The organism is Trinickia mobilis (genome assembly GCF_017315705.1).
GTDB lineage: Bacteria > Pseudomonadota > Gammaproteobacteria > Burkholderiales > Burkholderiaceae > Trinickia_A > Trinickia_A mobilis.
The window spans coordinates 1-14636 of record NZ_JAFLRF010000049.1 but is presented as its reverse complement, the minus strand read 5'-3'; the positions used below and the strand labels follow the sequence as shown (position 1 = coordinate 14636).

14 protein-coding genes and 3 pseudogenes are annotated in these 14636 nt (G+C 62.0%); 14 read left to right on the top strand and 3 right to left on the bottom strand.

Going from position 1 to position 14636, the window contains the following annotated elements; genetic code table 11:
- Positions 1 to 10 precede the first annotated feature (10 nt).
- Entirely contained in the window at positions 11 to 688 is a 678-nt protein-coding gene (locus J3489_RS32845) for a response regulator transcription factor (RefSeq protein WP_207004991.1), read from the bottom strand.
- A 154-nt stretch (positions 689 to 842) separates the two neighbouring features.
- Here J3489_RS32845 and J3489_RS32840 point away from each other — a divergent pair, with 154 nt between their 5' ends.
- The 11 genes and pseudogenes from J3489_RS32840 (at position 843) to J3489_RS39015 (ending at position 11803) form a co-directional block, all read left to right on the top strand.
- Complete coding sequence (locus J3489_RS32840; protein WP_207004990.1) at positions 843 to 1526, top strand: response regulator transcription factor; 684 nt, start codon at positions 843 to 845, stop codon at positions 1524 to 1526.
- On the top strand, positions 1513 to 2892 hold the full coding sequence (locus J3489_RS32835; RefSeq protein ID WP_207004989.1) for a sensor histidine kinase: 1380 nt from the start codon (positions 1513 to 1515) through the stop codon (positions 2890 to 2892). Before J3489_RS32840 ends, J3489_RS32835 begins: the two co-directional genes overlap by 14 nt.
- 190 nt (positions 2893 to 3082) lie before the next feature.
- Positions 3083 to 3775: a TetR/AcrR family transcriptional regulator gene (locus J3489_RS32830; protein WP_309491458.1), complete on the top strand. Its 693-nt coding sequence runs from the start codon at positions 3083 to 3085 to the stop codon at positions 3773 to 3775.
- A 75-nt stretch (positions 3776 to 3850) separates the two neighbouring features.
- Positions 3851 to 5110, top strand: coding sequence for an alpha/beta fold hydrolase (locus tag J3489_RS32825; protein ID WP_207004988.1), 1260 nt, complete (start codon positions 3851 to 3853; stop codon positions 5108 to 5110).
- A gap of 17 nt (positions 5111 to 5127) precedes the next feature.
- Positions 5128 to 5994 carry a VOC family protein gene (locus J3489_RS32820; RefSeq protein WP_207004987.1) on the top strand — a complete coding sequence of 289 codons (867 nt, stop codon included), beginning with the start codon at positions 5128 to 5130 and terminating at the stop codon, positions 5992 to 5994.
- 25 nt (positions 5995 to 6019) lie between these two features.
- Positions 6020 to 7696: an AMP-binding protein gene (locus tag J3489_RS32815; RefSeq protein ID WP_207004986.1), complete on the top strand. Its 1677-nt coding sequence runs from the start codon at positions 6020 to 6022 to the stop codon at positions 7694 to 7696.
- Positions 7697 to 7795: 99 nt separating this feature from the next.
- The gene (locus tag J3489_RS32810) at positions 7796 to 8935 is read left to right on the top strand and encodes an FAD-dependent monooxygenase (protein ID WP_207004985.1); all 1140 of its coding nucleotides are present in this window, start codon (positions 7796 to 7798) and stop codon (positions 8933 to 8935) included.
- A gap of 145 nt (positions 8936 to 9080) precedes the next feature.
- Positions 9081 to 10484, top strand: a complete 1404-nt coding sequence (locus tag J3489_RS32805) for an MFS transporter (protein ID WP_207004984.1) — start codon at positions 9081 to 9083, stop codon at positions 10482 to 10484.
- A gap of 67 nt (positions 10485 to 10551) precedes the next feature.
- Positions 10552 to 10965, top strand: a complete 414-nt coding sequence (locus J3489_RS32800) for a DoxX family protein (RefSeq protein WP_255555308.1) — start codon at positions 10552 to 10554, stop codon at positions 10963 to 10965.
- Between the two features lie 176 nt (positions 10966 to 11141).
- Positions 11142 to 11486: pseudogene (locus J3489_RS39020) on the top strand (porin); the annotation flags it as partial.
- A 74-nt stretch (positions 11487 to 11560) separates the two neighbouring features.
- Positions 11561 to 11803 (top strand): hypothetical protein, encoded by a 243-nt coding sequence (locus J3489_RS39015; protein ID WP_374193511.1) that lies wholly within the window; start codon positions 11561 to 11563, stop codon positions 11801 to 11803.
- Positions 11804 to 11923: 120 nt separating this feature from the next.
- Here J3489_RS39015 and J3489_RS32790 read toward each other — a convergent pair whose 3' ends face one another.
- Positions 11924 to 12247, bottom strand: a complete 324-nt coding sequence (locus J3489_RS32790; protein ID WP_207004983.1) for an H-NS family nucleoid-associated regulatory protein — start codon at positions 12245 to 12247, stop codon at positions 11924 to 11926.
- Positions 12248 to 12400: 153 nt separating this feature from the next.
- Between J3489_RS32790 and J3489_RS32785 the strand changes: the two genes are divergently transcribed.
- Both J3489_RS32785 and J3489_RS38095 read left to right on the top strand, forming a co-directional pair.
- Positions 12401 to 12943, top strand: coding sequence for an H-NS family nucleoid-associated regulatory protein (locus J3489_RS32785; RefSeq protein ID WP_207004982.1), 543 nt, complete (start codon positions 12401 to 12403; stop codon positions 12941 to 12943).
- A gap of 150 nt (positions 12944 to 13093) precedes the next feature.
- A pseudogene (locus tag J3489_RS38095) lies at positions 13094 to 13246 on the top strand (IS6 family transposase); the annotation flags it as partial.
- Positions 13247 to 13271: 25 nt separating this feature from the next.
- Here the strand turns inward: J3489_RS38095 and J3489_RS32780 are convergent.
- Positions 13272 to 13490 (bottom strand): hypothetical protein, encoded by a 219-nt coding sequence (locus J3489_RS32780; RefSeq protein ID WP_207005009.1) that lies wholly within the window; start codon positions 13488 to 13490, stop codon positions 13272 to 13274.
- Positions 13491 to 14357: 867 nt separating this feature from the next.
- On the opposite strand from J3489_RS32780, the pseudogene J3489_RS32775 reads away from it, so the two are divergent.
- Positions 14358 to 14501: pseudogene (locus J3489_RS32775) on the top strand (P-II family nitrogen regulator); the annotation flags it as partial.
- Positions 14502 to 14636 lie beyond the last annotated feature (135 nt).

Here is a 14636-nt window from a genome sequence, read left to right as displayed (position 1 = left end):
CCCCGCGCGCTCACGGGTCCGCGCGAAGCACATAGCCCGCCCCCACCACGGTATGAATCAACGGTTTAGGGAAGCCCGAGTCGACCTTGCCGCGCAACCGGTGCATGTGCATATCGATGATGTTGCCGCGCGGATCGAACTGGTAGTTCCAGGCCGATTCGAGCAGCATGCTGCGCGTGACGACTTGTCCAGCGTGGCGCATCAGACATTCCAGCAGCAGGAATTCGCGGTGCTGCACATGCAGATCCCGCCCAGCCCTGCTCGCGCGGCGCGTGCGCCGGTCGAGCTCCAGATCGGCCACCTGCAATACGTCCTGCAGACGCGTGCGATCAGCGCGGCGCGCGAGCGCTTCTACACGCGCCAGCAGTTCGGCAAAAGCGTACGGCTTCGCCAGATAATCGTCACATCCCGCGCGAATCCCGTCGACCCGGTCGGTCAGACCCGCAACGGCAGACAGCATCAGGACGGGCGTCACGCCGCCATGCGCGCGCAATTGCGTAACGAGTTCGATGCCATCCAGCGCGGGCAGGCGGCGATCCGTGACGATAACGTCATAGATACCTTCCCGGGCGAGCGCGAGCCCGGTGGCGCCGTCGGCGGCGGTATCGACGATGTGGCCGCTCTCTGTCAGGCCACGTGCGATGAAGTGACTGCCGCGCGCATCGTCTTCGACGATCAGGATTCGCATGCTTAACAACCGAAAGCGGGTCTGGGTTAAATTTTTTTAATGTTGGCGCGAAACGGATGTTTTTAGCGCCAAGGCATACTGTGAACGCCTAGCGTAGCGCAAAGACATCTGTCCGACCGCGGCGTGTCAGTGCGCCCTTACTCTGGAATTCCGTATGTCGAATGTTTTGGTCGTCGAGGACGACCGCCGGACGCGTGAAGAAATCGTCGGCGCACTCACCGATCACGGTTGCCGCGTCGACTCGGCAGAAACCGGCCGTGACGGCTTGATGCTGGCCGTCGCCGGACAGTACGACGCCATCGTGCTCGACCGGATGCTGGCCGGCGGCCTCGAAGGACTCGGCATGCTGGCCGCATTGCGCAGCGCCGGCGTCGTCACGCCCGTGCTGATCCTGAGCGCGCTCTCCGCGGTGGACGAGCGGGTGCGCGGCCTGCGCGCCGGGGGCGACGACTACCTGACCAAGCCGTTCGAATTCATCGAACTGACCGCGCGCCTCGACGCGCTGATGCGCCGCCGCGAGGCGCCGGCCAGCGTTCAGGAGTATCAGGTGGGGCCGTTGCGGCTCAATCTCCTCACGCGCGAAGTCACCTGCGCCGGCCGCCCCGTTGCGCTGCTGCCGCGAGAATACCGGCTGCTCGAATATCTGATGCAGCATGCCGGTCAAACGATTAGCCGCACGATGCTGTTCGAAGCGGTGTGGGATTACCGGCTCGACGAGCGCACCAACGTAATCGACGTACATATTAGCCGTCTGAGAAAGAAGCTCGATCCTGACGGTTCGATGCCGATGATCCACACGGTTCGCGGTTCGGGATATACGGTCCGTGCGCCTGACTGATCTGCATCGGACCACCAGCTTCCGGCTCGCGACGCTGTTTCTCGCGATGTTCGGTGTCGTCTCGCTCTTGCTATTCGCTTACCTGTACGTCGAGATCACGGGCTTCGAAATGGAACGGGTCGACGACTGGCTGCTGCGCGAGCACGCAGCGCTCGTCCGCGAAGGCCCGGACGAACTGGTCGCACGCTTCAATCATCAGAGCCAGTTCGATCCGCATCACCAGCGCCCGTTTGCGCTGTTCGATGCGCAGGGCAAACACGTCGCAGGCGGCTTTCCGGGCGACCGGCCAGCGCTGCCGTACTTCAACCGGCCGTTTTCGACGCGCCTCGCATTGCCGGAACGAAATGTCCCCGCGCGCTGCATCGCTGCACAGATTCCCGATGGACGCACCGCGTTACTGTGTCAGAACATTCGCGAGCTCGACCACTTCGACGAAGAGCTGTTGCACGCGTTACTCTCGGCGGGCGTCCTGATGCTCCTCACCGGGCTGGTCGGCGCAGCGATCGTCGGTGTCGGTGCCGTGCGGCGGCTGGATGCCGTGACCCGATCAATCGAGGAAATTGTGGCGGGCAATCTCAGCCGCCGCTTGCCCGAGCACGCTAAACAGGACGACATCGACCGGCTGGTGCGCGTCGTGAACAGCATGCTCGAGGAGATCGAGCGGCTGATGCACGAGGTCAAGGGCGTGTGCGACGCGATCGCCCATGACTTGCGTACGCCGCTGACGCGCTTGCTCGCCGGACTAGAACGCGCGCAACGGCGCGCGGCATCGGAGCAGGATTACCGGGTTGCCACCGAAGTCGCGATCGGGGAATTGGGCGGCATCCTGCGCACCTTCAACGCGCTGCTGCGCATTTCGGAGATCGAGAGCAACGCGCGTCATGGCAACTTCGTAACGGTCGATCTCGCTGCGGTTGTCGACGATGTCATCGAGTTCTACGAGCCAACCGCAGAAGAAAAGGATATCGCGTTGGACTATCAACGCACGGCGCGCGACACGATCGAAATACAGGGTGACCGCAATCTGTTATTCGAGGCGCTCGCCAACCTGGTGGAGAACGCTATCAAGTTCGCGCCACAAGGCGGCCACGTGTCGGTGCAGGTGTTCGACGGCGCCGCAAGTTTCGGCGTAACGGTCGCCGACGACGGCCCGGGCATTGCGCCGGAGGAGCGGCAGGCCGTGTTGCGCCGCTTCTACCGGAGCGAGGCCAGCCGCCACACGCCCGGAAACGGCCTCGGACTGAGCCTGACCCACGCAGTGGCGGGCATGCATGGAATGTCGATCCGCTTCAACGATGTGCCGACGGGTTGCAGCGTCACGCTCCTTACGAATGCCCGTCCAGCGATCATCCGAAAGGTCGGCTGATCTTCTTGTTCAGCTAAAGGTCAATCCAGCCGTAATTCGCCGACCCAGCCTGAGCCTTTGTCGTCGGAAATCGTTCGCGATGCTGTCTCGGAGGCTTCAGCGGTACAATCGCCCAGCCGTCGACCGGAGTTCCGTGCGCTTCACAACCAGACGCGACCACGCCGGCGGCATCGGACAATAGGAGTTTTTCGTGGCGAAGGTCAATGCCGAAGCGCAAAAAGAACAGATCCTGAACGCGGCAGCGCAGCTCTTTATCCAGAAGGGCTTCGGCGGCGCATCGATGCAAGAGATCGCAGAGGCGCTGGGCGTGACGCGTACGGCGGTCTACTACTACTACAAGAACAAAGACGAAATCCTCACCGCGCTCGTCGAAGAAGTGACGTTGCAGGCCAAGCGTCTGTCGACTCGCGTCGCGTCCGAAATCGATGGTGATCCACAGGAGCGACTGCACGCTCTCGTCCATCAGCACACGATGCTGATCCTCACGCATCACAACCAGTTCCGGGTGATAGACCGCACCGAGCATCAGTTGCCGGATCGTGCGTACCGCGCGAATGAAGATGCGAAGCGTGCGGTCCTGAACAACTTCACGGCTGCAATCGAAGCGGGGGTGAAGGCCGGCGTCTTTCGCGTCGTCGACGCCAGGATCGCCGCGTTCACGATGATCGGCATGTGCAGCTGGCCCGCGTTCTGGTACAAGCCCGACGGCGCGAAGAGCGCGACCGAGATCGCCGAGACGATCGCCGAGCTGGCCGTCCAATCCGTACTGCGCCCGGGCGATCGTCGATTGAAGCGCGGCGACGTATCCGAAGCGTTGGGGCTGCTGCGCGAGGACCTCGATCATCTTTCCGTGATGATCGAAAAAGCGCCAAAACGGCGCTGAATATTTTTTTTGGGAAAAATTTGACGTAGACGTCAAAAAACATATACTAACGTCAAATGACACGGAGACAGACTCATGAGCAACAGGTCCGACGGGATTGGCGTGGAGCAGGCGCCCGCATTGACGATCGACTGGTTTCCCGAGGCGTTGCCGCTCTCGGCCCGGCAGAACAGCGTGACGCTGCGCACCGAAGACGGCGCGGCGACGAGCGGCGTGCTGTACGTCGGTGCGCCTACGAAGACGGTGGTGTGTCTGATGCATCCCCGCGAAAATTTCACGTTCCACTACACGATTCCCGGCTTGCTGCGCTCGGGCGCGTCCGTCTGGGCGCAGGCGGCGCGCTCGGTCGGAAACGACTTGCGGCTCGAACACGAAATCGCGCTGCACGACGTCGCTGCGGGCATCCGCTATCTGCGGGAAGTCGGCTTCGAGCGCATCGTGCTGCTCGGCAATTCCGGTGGAGCGGGGCTTTACAGCTTCTACATCCAACAGTCGCAATTGCCGGCGGCCAGGCGCATCGCGTGCACGCCTGGCGGCCGGCCTTCGCAATTGGCTGAAGCGGCTTTGCCCACTGTGGACGGCATGATCTTTCTTGCACCGCACCCTGGGCAAGGGCGTTTGCTGCTCGGGTGCATCGATCCGTCGGTGACCGACGAAGACGATCCGCTTTCTATCGACGACAGCCTGAACCCATTCGATCCCGCCAACGGCTACTCGCGCGTGCCGGGCGAAACGCGCTATGACACGAACTTCGTCGAGCGTTTCCGCGACGCGCAACGGCAGCGTGTTGCGCACCTCGACGATCGGGCGCGTCAATTGATCGCCGTGCGGCAAAGTGCGCGGCAGGCTGTGAAGCACGGCGACGCGACGCGACGCCAGAAGCTGGAAGCGAACCACACTTCGATCATGACCGTATGGCGCACCGATGCCGACCTGCGGTGTTTGGACCTGACGCTCGATCCTTCGGATCGGGCGCCGGGCTCGCTGTGGTCGCCCAATCCGGTGACTTCCAATTTCGGATCCGTCGGTTTCGGGCGGTTGTGTGCCCCGGAGGCATGGCTGTCGACCTGGTCGGGCCTGAGCTCGAATGCGGCGCTGGAAAAGACCGCTCCAGACGTCGTGGTGCCGTCGCTTCTCGTCGAATACACCGGTGACCAGACGACTTTCCCGCAGTCGATTGCGCAGATCTTTGCGAACGTCGGCTCGGCCGACAAGACGCACGTGCGCATCCGCGGCGACCACCACGGCAGACCGCTCGCGGCGGGCCAGGAGCCAGGCCGCTACGCCGCGTGTCGCGAGATTGGCACATGGCTGCACGAACGCTCATTCTTGTAAGTTGAGGGACTTCGCAAATGAATCAATCCGCACTGCTCAGGCTCGCCGGCGTCGACCACACGGCGCGTCCAACGTGGAAGTTGAAGGAGACGGTCGAGTTTTACCGGGACACACTCGGTCTTTCGCTCGTGCACACCATCTCGGCGCGCGGCTGGGGGCCCGAAACGCACCCCGACTTCCTGCATTTCTTCTTTGATAGCGGCAATGGCAGCACCATCGCATTCTTCTACTACCTCGGCGAACCGAAGCCGCAGGAGCGAGTGCAGATGCCGCCGACACCCGACGATCACCTGTTCGACGCGACGCATACGGCTTGGCTCGCCGAGAGCACTGAGCAGTTGCTCGAGTGGAAGGCTATGCTGGAGAAGAAGGGGGTCGAGGTGTCCGCGACGACTCGGCACGAAGTGATCGAATCCATCTATTTCCGCGATCCGAACGGCTATTTCATCGAGATCACCGTGAAGTTGCGCCTGTTGGAGGCGCTTGACGCGAAAGACGCGGCGCTCACGCTCGAAGCGGCTATCAAGGCTGAGGAAGCGGCGCACCGGCAGGCCGCCGATGTCGAGCAGATCGACACCGTCTGGCAGGAGAAGGGCCGCTTGCTGAGCAATCTATGCAACATCAACAGCGACGGCCCCGGCATTTTCGTGCCGGCGCTGGCGGAGTTCGCGAGCGTCGTCGCCGCCGCGCGGGGCGACGCGGCGTGCCGCGTCTCACAGCCGACGCCCGGCTACTACCTGATCGAATCGGACACGCCGATCGAATTCAACCGCAAGGCGCTCGGATTGAGGCCGGCAGTGTGGTATGGCCTCTTCACGGGTGGCCTGTGCGGACGCATCGAGACCTTCGACAAGGACCGCGTGCGGATTGTCGAGCAGAAGTAGCAAAGCAATACCGGAGACGAAGCACATGGCTGGCATCCACTACCCCATCGACGGGGTGAACTATGGCAACCCCGACGTTGCGCGCCGCTACCTGGAGGAGGGCGCGTGGATCGATTCCACTTTCGGGGAAGCGCTGCAAGCGACCGCACGGCGCATTCCCGATAAGCTCGCCTTGATCAGCGATGAGCGCAGCATCACATTTCGGGAACTCGACGAATTGAGCACGCGCTTTGCTGCGGCGCTGCTCGATCTGGGGCTGAAGCCCGGCTCGCGGGTCTTGTTCCAGATGGGCACCACGATCGATACGGCGATCGCGTTGTGCGCGTGCTACCGCAGCGGCATCGTGCCTGTCTGCTCGCTGCCGCAGTATCGCGAGGTGGAGATCGGCAAGCTCGCTGAATTGAGCCAGCCGCAGGCCTACTTCGCGCAAGGCGACCTGGGCCACTTCGATCTGGTCGCGTTTGCGGGGCGAATGTGCGATACGCATCCGTCGCTGACCCGATTGATCGTCGCTCGCGGTACGGTGCCCGAGGGCGCTCATTCGATGACTGCGCTTTTGGAATCCCACACGTTTTACACGGCTCGTACGACGCTCGATGCGGTGCGCATCGGCTCCGAGGACGTGCTGAGCTTCCAGTTGTCGGGCGGCACCACGGGCGTGCCGAAGATCATTCCGCGCTTTCACGCCGAATATCTCGCCCATGCGGCGGCATGGGCCGCTCACATTGAGGGCGGCGAGTCCGCAACGGTCATCTGGGCATTGCCGCTATTGCACAACGCGGCACACCTGTACGCGCTCGTGCCGACGATTCTGCTCGGTCAGACCACGGTGCTGATGCCGAAAGTCGACGTGGTGCGGATGGCGCAGTTGATTGAGCGTCACCGCGTGACGCATGCAGTGTCGATCGGTCCGGTCGCGCCGCAGTTGATGGCCAGCCCGGAGGTGCTCGAATCGGATTTGTCGTCGCTGAAGGGTTTCTTCTGCATGTCGCGCGCTGATAGCCTCGAAAGCTTCCTGGGTATTCCGTGTTCGAACCTATACGGAACGACAGAAGGTCTGCTGCTGGGCTCGGCGCCGGACGCCGACGCGTTCATCCGCCACCATACCCAAGGCTTTTCCGGCTGCGCGTTCGACGAGATCATGCTGCTCGAGCCCGAAAGCGAGCGCCCGGTTGCGCCGGGCGAGATGGGGGAACTCTGCTTCCGCGGGCCGTCCAGCCTGCGTGGCTATTACAAGGCGCCTGAGGTCAATGCGACCGCGTTTACCCGCGACGGCTTTTTCCGCACCGGCGACATGATGCGTGCACATGTCGTCGATGGCGTGACCTGCTATTCGTTTGAAGGCCGGATGCGCGACAACATCAATCGAGGCGGCGAGAAGATCGGCTGCGAGGAAGTCGAGTCCTTCCTAAGCCGCCACCCGGCCGTGCTCGACGCAAAGCTGGTGGCGATGCCGGACCCGATGTATGGCGAAAAGGGCTGCGCATTCATCGTCGTGCGCCCGGGCCGGCCGGTGCCCGACGTCGCGCAAATGATCGAATTCCTGACCTCGCAGGGGCTCGCCAAATTCAAGTGTCCCGAGCGGATCGAAGTCGTCGACGCGTTTCCGCTGACACGCGTCGGCAAAGTCGACAAGCCGGCGCTGCGCAAGTGGATTGCCGACAAGCTGGGGTCGATTCCGCACCCTCAGCGTGGCGGTTGAGTGCGCAGCCGTTCGTCGTGCGACGCTGCGTCAAATGGGGCGAATGCGACCCCGCCGGCGTCGTGTACACGGTCAATACATTGATTCGCAGAGGCCGACATGAATATCAACGTCGTGGGTGGCGGTCCAGGTGGGCTGTTTTTCTCATATCTCGTCAAGAAGCGCTTTCCAAAATGGTCGGTGCGCGTGTTCGAGCAGAACGCCGCGGATGCGACCTACGGCTGGGGCGTGGTGTTCTCGGAAGTCGCGCTGTCATTCCTGCAGCACTCCGATCCCGCATTCTTCCAGCGCTTTACCGCCGGCCACGTGCTGTCGGACCACATGGAAATCGTCCATCGCGGCGTGCACGTGGCGCTGCGCGGCAATCGCTTTTCGCGGGTTGCGCGTCTGGCACTGCTGCAATTCCTGCATCGCGAATGTCAGAGCGTCGGCGTGGACCTGTCGTTCAACACGCGCATCGACGAGCTCGACACGCTGCGCGACGCAGATATGGTTGTCGTGGCCGACGGCGTCAACAGCCGGCTGCGCTCGCGCGACGCGGAGGTATTCAGGCCATCGCTCGTTCGCCGCCGCAACAAGTTCGCGTGGTACGGCACGCAGCAACTGTACGGAGCGGTTTCGCTGATTTTCCGTGAGACGCCTGCGGGTGTCTTTATCGCGCACAGCTATCAATACAGCGACCGGCTGAGCACGTTCCTGATCGAGACAGACCCGCAGACATGGGAACGAGCGGGCCTGTCGGAGATGAGCGACGAGCAGAGCCGCGCGTATTGCGAGCAAGTCTTTGCGGAAGACCTCGCTGGCCATGGTCTGCTGTCGAACAAGTCGAACTGGTTTGAGGCCGTGACGGTGAAGAATGAAATCTGGACGCACGGCAACGTGGTGCTGATCGGCGACGCGTTACGCTCAGTCCATTTCTCGCTCGGCTCGGGAACGCGGATGGCGATGGAGGATGCGATCGCGTTGTTCGAAGGCGTATGCCCGCATGCGGACGATGTTCGCGGTGCGTTTGCACACTTCGAAAGCGCGCGCCGTCCAGCTTCCGACCGGTTTCAGCTCGCGGCGGCTAAGAGCCTCGACTGGTATGAAAACGTCGCGGACAAACTGCACCTCGATCCGATCAGCTTTGCATACGACTATATGCGCCGTACTGGCCGTGTCACACACGAAGACCTGCGCGAGCGTGATCCCGAACTGGTGCTGGAATACGAGCGTCTGCACGGCGAACCGGCCGGCTAGGCGCAAAAAAATTTGGCCTCGAATTGACGAATGTGTCACATAACAGACGTATTCGTCGAAACGACGTAAGAAGGACTTCCGGGCGCACAAGGCGTGATCGCAATACGTGCATGAGAACTGCCGGATTGAAATATCGGAGATATCCATGGCTGTGCCATCCATCGACGCGAGGGCGTCGACGATAGACGAGCGTCCGGTCGGTGCGCTCCAACGGCTGGTTTTGGCGCTTTGCGCGTTGTGCATGGTGATCGACGGCTTCGACGTGCAGACCATGTCCTATGCGGCGGCGGCGCTCGTGAAGGACTGGCACGTCGCGCGCTCGGCGCTCGGTGCGGCGTTCGGCGCCGGCCTGCTCGGAATGTTCGCGGGGTCGCTCGCACTTGGCTCGCTCGCGGACGTCGTCGGCCGCCGCCCGGTACTGATCGCGGCGATGGCGTGGGTCGCAGTCTGCATGGGCGCGACGCCGCTTGCGTCGTCGCTCGGCGAGCTGACGGCGATTCGTTTCGTGGCGGGCATCGGGATGGGCGCAGTGGTGCCGAATGCGATCGCGCTCGCCGGCGAATACAGTCCGGCGCGCATTCGCGTGACGTTGTTGATGGCGGTGTCGTCGGGCTATATCGTCGGCGGGGTGGTGGGCGGCGCCGTATCGGCGTGGGTCATTCCGCCGTTCGGCTGGCGCGGCGTGTTCTATGCGGGCGCGCTGCTCACCGGTGCGGTAACGATAGCCATGCTGTTTTCACTGCCTGAATCGCTTCAGTTCAGCGTGTTGCGACGCCCGGGCAGTCGGCACACGCACGACTTGCTGCGACGTCTCGGTCTCGATCAGACGGGCGCCGCTTCGACATCGCGCCCCTCCACTCGCCTGCAAAATCTCCCGCGTCGCCCGTGGGCCGCGTTGTTCGGCGAAGGACGCATTGCGAGCACCTTGCTGTTGTGGTTCGCCTATTTCGCGAACATGTTGTGCGCGTACTTCCTCGCCACGTGGATTCCTGTGCTGATGAGCGGCACGGGTTTTTCGACGGGCAACGCCGTGCTCGCCGGCACCGCCCTTTGGCTTGGTGGACTGGCCGGAAATCTTGTCCTCGGGGTCTTGATCGACAGGCGCGGATTCGGGCCTGTGATGTTCTGCAACTTCGTTGCGGGCGGCGCGGCGATTGCGGGCATCAGCTATTTTCACGAGGCCACGCCGGCATCGATTCTGGCGGTCGCGATTGCCGGCTTTTGCGTGCTGGGCGGCCAGTCCGGGCTCAACGCGCTGGCGGCCGCGCTTTACCCGACCCACGCGCGGGGGACCGGTACAGGCTGGGCATCGGGCGTTGGCCGGCTCGGCGCGGTGCTGGGACCCGTGACTGGCGGTTATCTGGTTGCGCTTGGCGGGAACACCCAGCAGACGCTGCTCGCTGCGGCGGTCCCGACGATCCTCGCCGCGGCTTCGACTGGAGCGCTCGGGCTACTCCAAGGGCGGTGCGCAAAGCTCATGCCGGCAGCCCGCGATCCGGAGCTTGCGGGCGAAGGCTGCGCGGCATGCCACGCGGACCGACATGCGTGAGTGCGGAAAGCAGGCATTCGGCACGCGCGCCCATTGATCGATTATTGATGACCCACGAGGTGAACCCTTGATCAAGACTCCCGCTTTCTCAGCGACGCTCGGGCGGCTCCTGATGAGTGCGCTCTTTTTGTCGAGCGGTTTCGGCAAGCTCGCCAACCCGGCCGGCACCAAGGCATACATTGCCGCCAACGGATTGCCGTGGCCCGACTTGGCGTACGGTGTGGCGATCGTCATCGAAGTTGGCTTTTCCGTCGCACTCGTGCTTGGGTATCGGACGCGCGCCGTCGCTGCCGTCATGGCGATATTCACGCTGGTGACGGGGCTGGCGTTCCATAACGACCTGTCCGATTCCCATCAAGTGATCAATCTGCTGAAGAACATTGCGATTGCGGGCGGCTTCCTGCAAGTGATCGTGCTCGGCGCGGGCGCTCTCAGCCTTGATGCGTTCTTGGCGTCGCGCCGACCACTGGCGCAACCATAGCGTGCTGCGCGTTCCTGAGGTCCTTTGCGTGCCCCCCGGCGCCCGGAGTCGTGGGCTTGCAAGGAACGTGTTGACCGCTGGACTAGCCGCTAGCCGTGCCTGATATCCGCAAACGTGAAATGCCTTCAAAGCGGCATTCGTAAAAGTAGTATAACTAATTAAATTGGAGACTTTTCATGAAACGGATTTGCTCCGCCATTTTCCTAGGTGGTGTTGCTTGCTCTGCCCATGCGCAGAGTTCAGTCAGTCTCTATGGCGTTTTGGACCTTGGCCTCACTTATGTGAACAACACGCAGACGGGAAGAAGAGGTCAGGGGCTCACGGGCGGACATCAATTCGCACTGACAGACGGGACCTCGACAGGCGTGAGCGGCAGTCGCTGGGGGTTGCGAGGGGTGGAGGACCTCGGCGGCGGACTGAAGGCGTTGTTCGTGTTGGAGAACGGCTTCAACGCGAACAACGGTGCGCTTGCGCAGGGCGGAGCCGAATTCGGAAGACAGGTCTACGTTGGCTTGGCGAATAGCGGAATGTCGAACTCAGCGTCAGTTCACGGGTTAGTCCGACACTGCTGTTTGGAACCGCATTTGACTATACGATGCGGAACTCGGTCGATGGCGATGGCGGCGCCAAGTACCTGCAGCTCGATTTTGGGGGCGACTACAACTTGTCGAAACGCACCGATGTCTACGCGCTGGCTGTCCTGCAGCGCGCAAGCGGCCGCGATAGTGGCCTCGATCAGCGGATTCAGCCCGTCTGCGACGAACAAGCAGGCTGGGTTCCGGTTGGCGCTGCGACACCGATTTTAGATTTGCCCGGCGCAGGTGGCGGATCCCGATGAGCTATCGTGAACTGCGGCTATCGACACGGCATTCGAGGGCTAGAGCGCGGCAGAGACCATTCGGAGTTCGCTGAGCCAATCCGGCGCCGTCGGCACTTCTTGGAGGACGCTACGCCGCGCCTAACGCGAATGGCTTTCTTGCCGTGCGAGCGGGCCGCCCGCAAACGGGTCATCACGCCAATCCACAGCTTCTCGACCCGTGCGCCGCAGAGCCACCTTTGGCGACAATTCAAAGTGGTCAACGGATTGACCCGCACTAATCGCTTGCTTGAGCCATTGAGGCATTTCTCCTTCGCCGGTCCACGTGTCTCCCGTCGCACTCAGGTAGCGAGCTCCTGTCTGCTCGTTTGCTAGCGCTGAAGCCAGGTCCTCTGGCTTGATGCCAAACTCGTCTATGCGATGGCGGAGATAAGCAATCATGCTGTCTCGCTTACGTTCGTCCATGAAATATTCCTTCCTTAATGCCATTGCTTGGCGGCTATTGAGCGCCGCTTGTGGAAAATCGCACCGTACGCACATTGAGCCGATGTAACGAGGTAGTCATGGTGGTGGCAAGCTGCCGCATCTCGGCAAGCACAGGCGGCACAGCCTATTTGATTGAGCAGCCAGGGGCCGCCAAAGTATATCAACCGCAAGACCGGCGAAACTTGGAGTGGCCATGCGCGACCGCCGGCGTGGATTGCCAACGTCAAAGACCGCACGAAATTCTTGATTGCAAACGGCACTGGCGCCGCTGTCGCAGCGAGCGAGAGCACTTTGACCAGGACAACGGGTGCGGTCAAGAAAGCCTCGGCAGTTGCGGGGGCAGTTGCTCAAAAAAGACAACGCAAAGGACCGCAGCCTGCGAAATATGTCGAACCGAAGACGGGCGCGACATGGAGTGGGCGCGGTCGAGCGCCGGCGTGGCTCGCCAGCACGAAGGACCGGTCGAAGTTTTTGATTGATCCCGCCGCTGCGGTCGCGGCCGATGCAGCCGTTGCGAGCATTACGAAGCAAGCGACCAAAAAGGCCACTCCGGTTGCAAAGAAGGCCTCCGCCAAGACGATGAAGGCGACCACGGCTCCGGCGGTGAAGAAAGCGGCCGCCAAGAACGCGGTCAGTGCGAAGGTTGTCGCGCCCAAAAGCGCAGCATCCAAGTAAGCCCCTGGCAAGAGAGCAGCGCCGACAGTAAAGAAGACTGCGGCCAAGAAGGCACCGGCGACGAAGGCCGTTGTCGTCAAAGAGGTGGTCGCGAAAGCGGATGTAGCCGCAGCGCCGGAAGGTCTGGCTGAGCGAATTTGCGAGCCGACGATGACTAAGGTTAAGAGTCTGGAGGAGTTGTTCGCGGGGCGGCACTTCGATCGCGAGATGATCACCCTCTGTGTTCGCTGGTATTTACGCTACCCGCTCAGCCTGCGAGATCTGGTGGAAATGATGGCCGAGCGAGGACTGTCGCTGACGCACGCCCCGAAGAGTCGAAGCGCGCGATTTAAACGCTGTGCTCGTCGCACCACTGGATCGCCCACCGCTGCGCGGCCTCTATAGCGTCCGTGTCGAAGTGATAGTCGCCAAGGTCGCCCGAATACTTCACTTCGACGGCATCGCCACTCGCCGAGTCGCGTCGGTAGATCTTTGCGCGGGCGTAGAAATGGCCGCCTTCGGCAAGAGACGACGCATTGATGTGGAACTGTTTGTAGTCGAACTCCAAAATTTTCTCCAAAAGATTGCTCTACTCGTCGTCGCGTTGGACTAGTTGGCGATTCCCAGCGGGGCGGGGGACTTCCTCCGGGGCATGCGCCAGCGACAGACCGCACTCGTCAAAAACTCGGGCGTAACAGACCGACGCATCCGAATCGCACATAGCCGTATCTATCTTATCTGATCATCTGTTCCACGCGAGCCTGCGTGCTCCACAGAGGGGGCAGCGCGCTGAACACGGCGCCCGCAGCCAGAGGCTGTCGGCTACGGGCGCGAGCCGACCTGCCAATTCCGCCTCGGAAGCACCAAAGACGCTCACGATTGCAACAAGTAGAGGCAATTCGCGCACCAAAATCATCGTTTGGGCGGGGGTTCACGCGGAGACCCTGCGAAGCTTTCGCTTGCCGATATCGGGTTCTTGTGCTCATGGAACAGCCGCCGGGGCACATGATAATACGTAGGAATCCATATTTAAATGCCGATCCTAAGACGGCCTGTCGCGAGTCTCCGGAGATGTGACGTGCTCGACATGGATCAATCCATGCCGTTTGCCAAACATCGGAGATACGCGCGGATGGGACCGTTTCCAAAGTCTCGCACGGTGCGATCCAGATTGTTCCCGTTTCCCGGCGTCATCCGTGTCGCCCTGTCGTTGCGGCGCAAGACATCTGTCGCACCGATCGAGTGCTTTCTCCAAGTATTCGCTGATCACCGCTCCGTCTTACCCGCTTATACCTGGCCAAAGAGGCTGGCATGGCACGTGAGTTGCTTCTTATGCCGCTCGCAATCCATGGCGGGCTCGCCGGATCGGTGAGGAAGCTCATTTGCAAAGGACTCGGTTTTGACGAGCAGGACCAGGAGGAATCGCGCGTTGACCCCGGACGACGTGATCGAGCAAGCGATCGAAGCGCTTCAAGTCGCGGCGCGCACGGGGAAGATCGGCGACGGGAAGATCTTCGTCACGCCGATCGAGCAAGTGATTCGGATCCGCACCGGCGAGACCGGCCCGGACGCGCTTTAAACGATTCTGTGACTAGAGGAGGAAACGAAAGATGCGCAAATTATTGATGTCCATGCTGTTGGCCGGGTCGCTGCTTGCGGGCGGCATCGGGGCAGCGCTTGCGGACGACGCGTCCGCGCCTGCCGCTGCGACGGC

Excerpts from the sequence above, each read along its gene's own strand:
- J3489_RS32820 (WP_207004987.1), top strand. The coding sequence starts at position 5,128 with ATGAATCAATCCGCACTGCTCAGGCTCGCCGGCGTCGACCACACGGCG.
- J3489_RS32815 (WP_207004986.1), top strand. The coding sequence starts at position 6,020 with ATGGCTGGCATCCACTACCCCATCGACGGGGTGAACTATGGCAACCCC.
- J3489_RS32805 (WP_207004984.1), top strand. The coding sequence starts at position 9,081 with ATGGCTGTGCCATCCATCGACGCGAGGGCGTCGACGATAGACGAGCGT.
- J3489_RS32825 (WP_207004988.1), top strand. The coding sequence starts at position 3,851 with ATGAGCAACAGGTCCGACGGGATTGGCGTGGAGCAGGCGCCCGCATTG.
- J3489_RS32845 (WP_207004991.1), bottom strand. The coding sequence starts at position 688 with ATGCGAATCCTGATCGTCGAAGACGATGCGCGCGGCAGTCACTTCATC.
- J3489_RS32840 (WP_207004990.1), top strand. The coding sequence starts at position 843 with ATGTCGAATGTTTTGGTCGTCGAGGACGACCGCCGGACGCGTGAAGAA.
- J3489_RS39015 (WP_374193511.1), top strand. The coding sequence starts at position 11,561 with ATGCGGAACTCGGTCGATGGCGATGGCGGCGCCAAGTACCTGCAGCTC.
- J3489_RS32810 (WP_207004985.1), top strand. The coding sequence starts at position 7,796 with ATGAATATCAACGTCGTGGGTGGCGGTCCAGGTGGGCTGTTTTTCTCA.
- J3489_RS32790 (WP_207004983.1), bottom strand. The coding sequence starts at position 12,247 with ATGGACGAACGTAAGCGAGACAGCATGATTGCTTATCTCCGCCATCGC.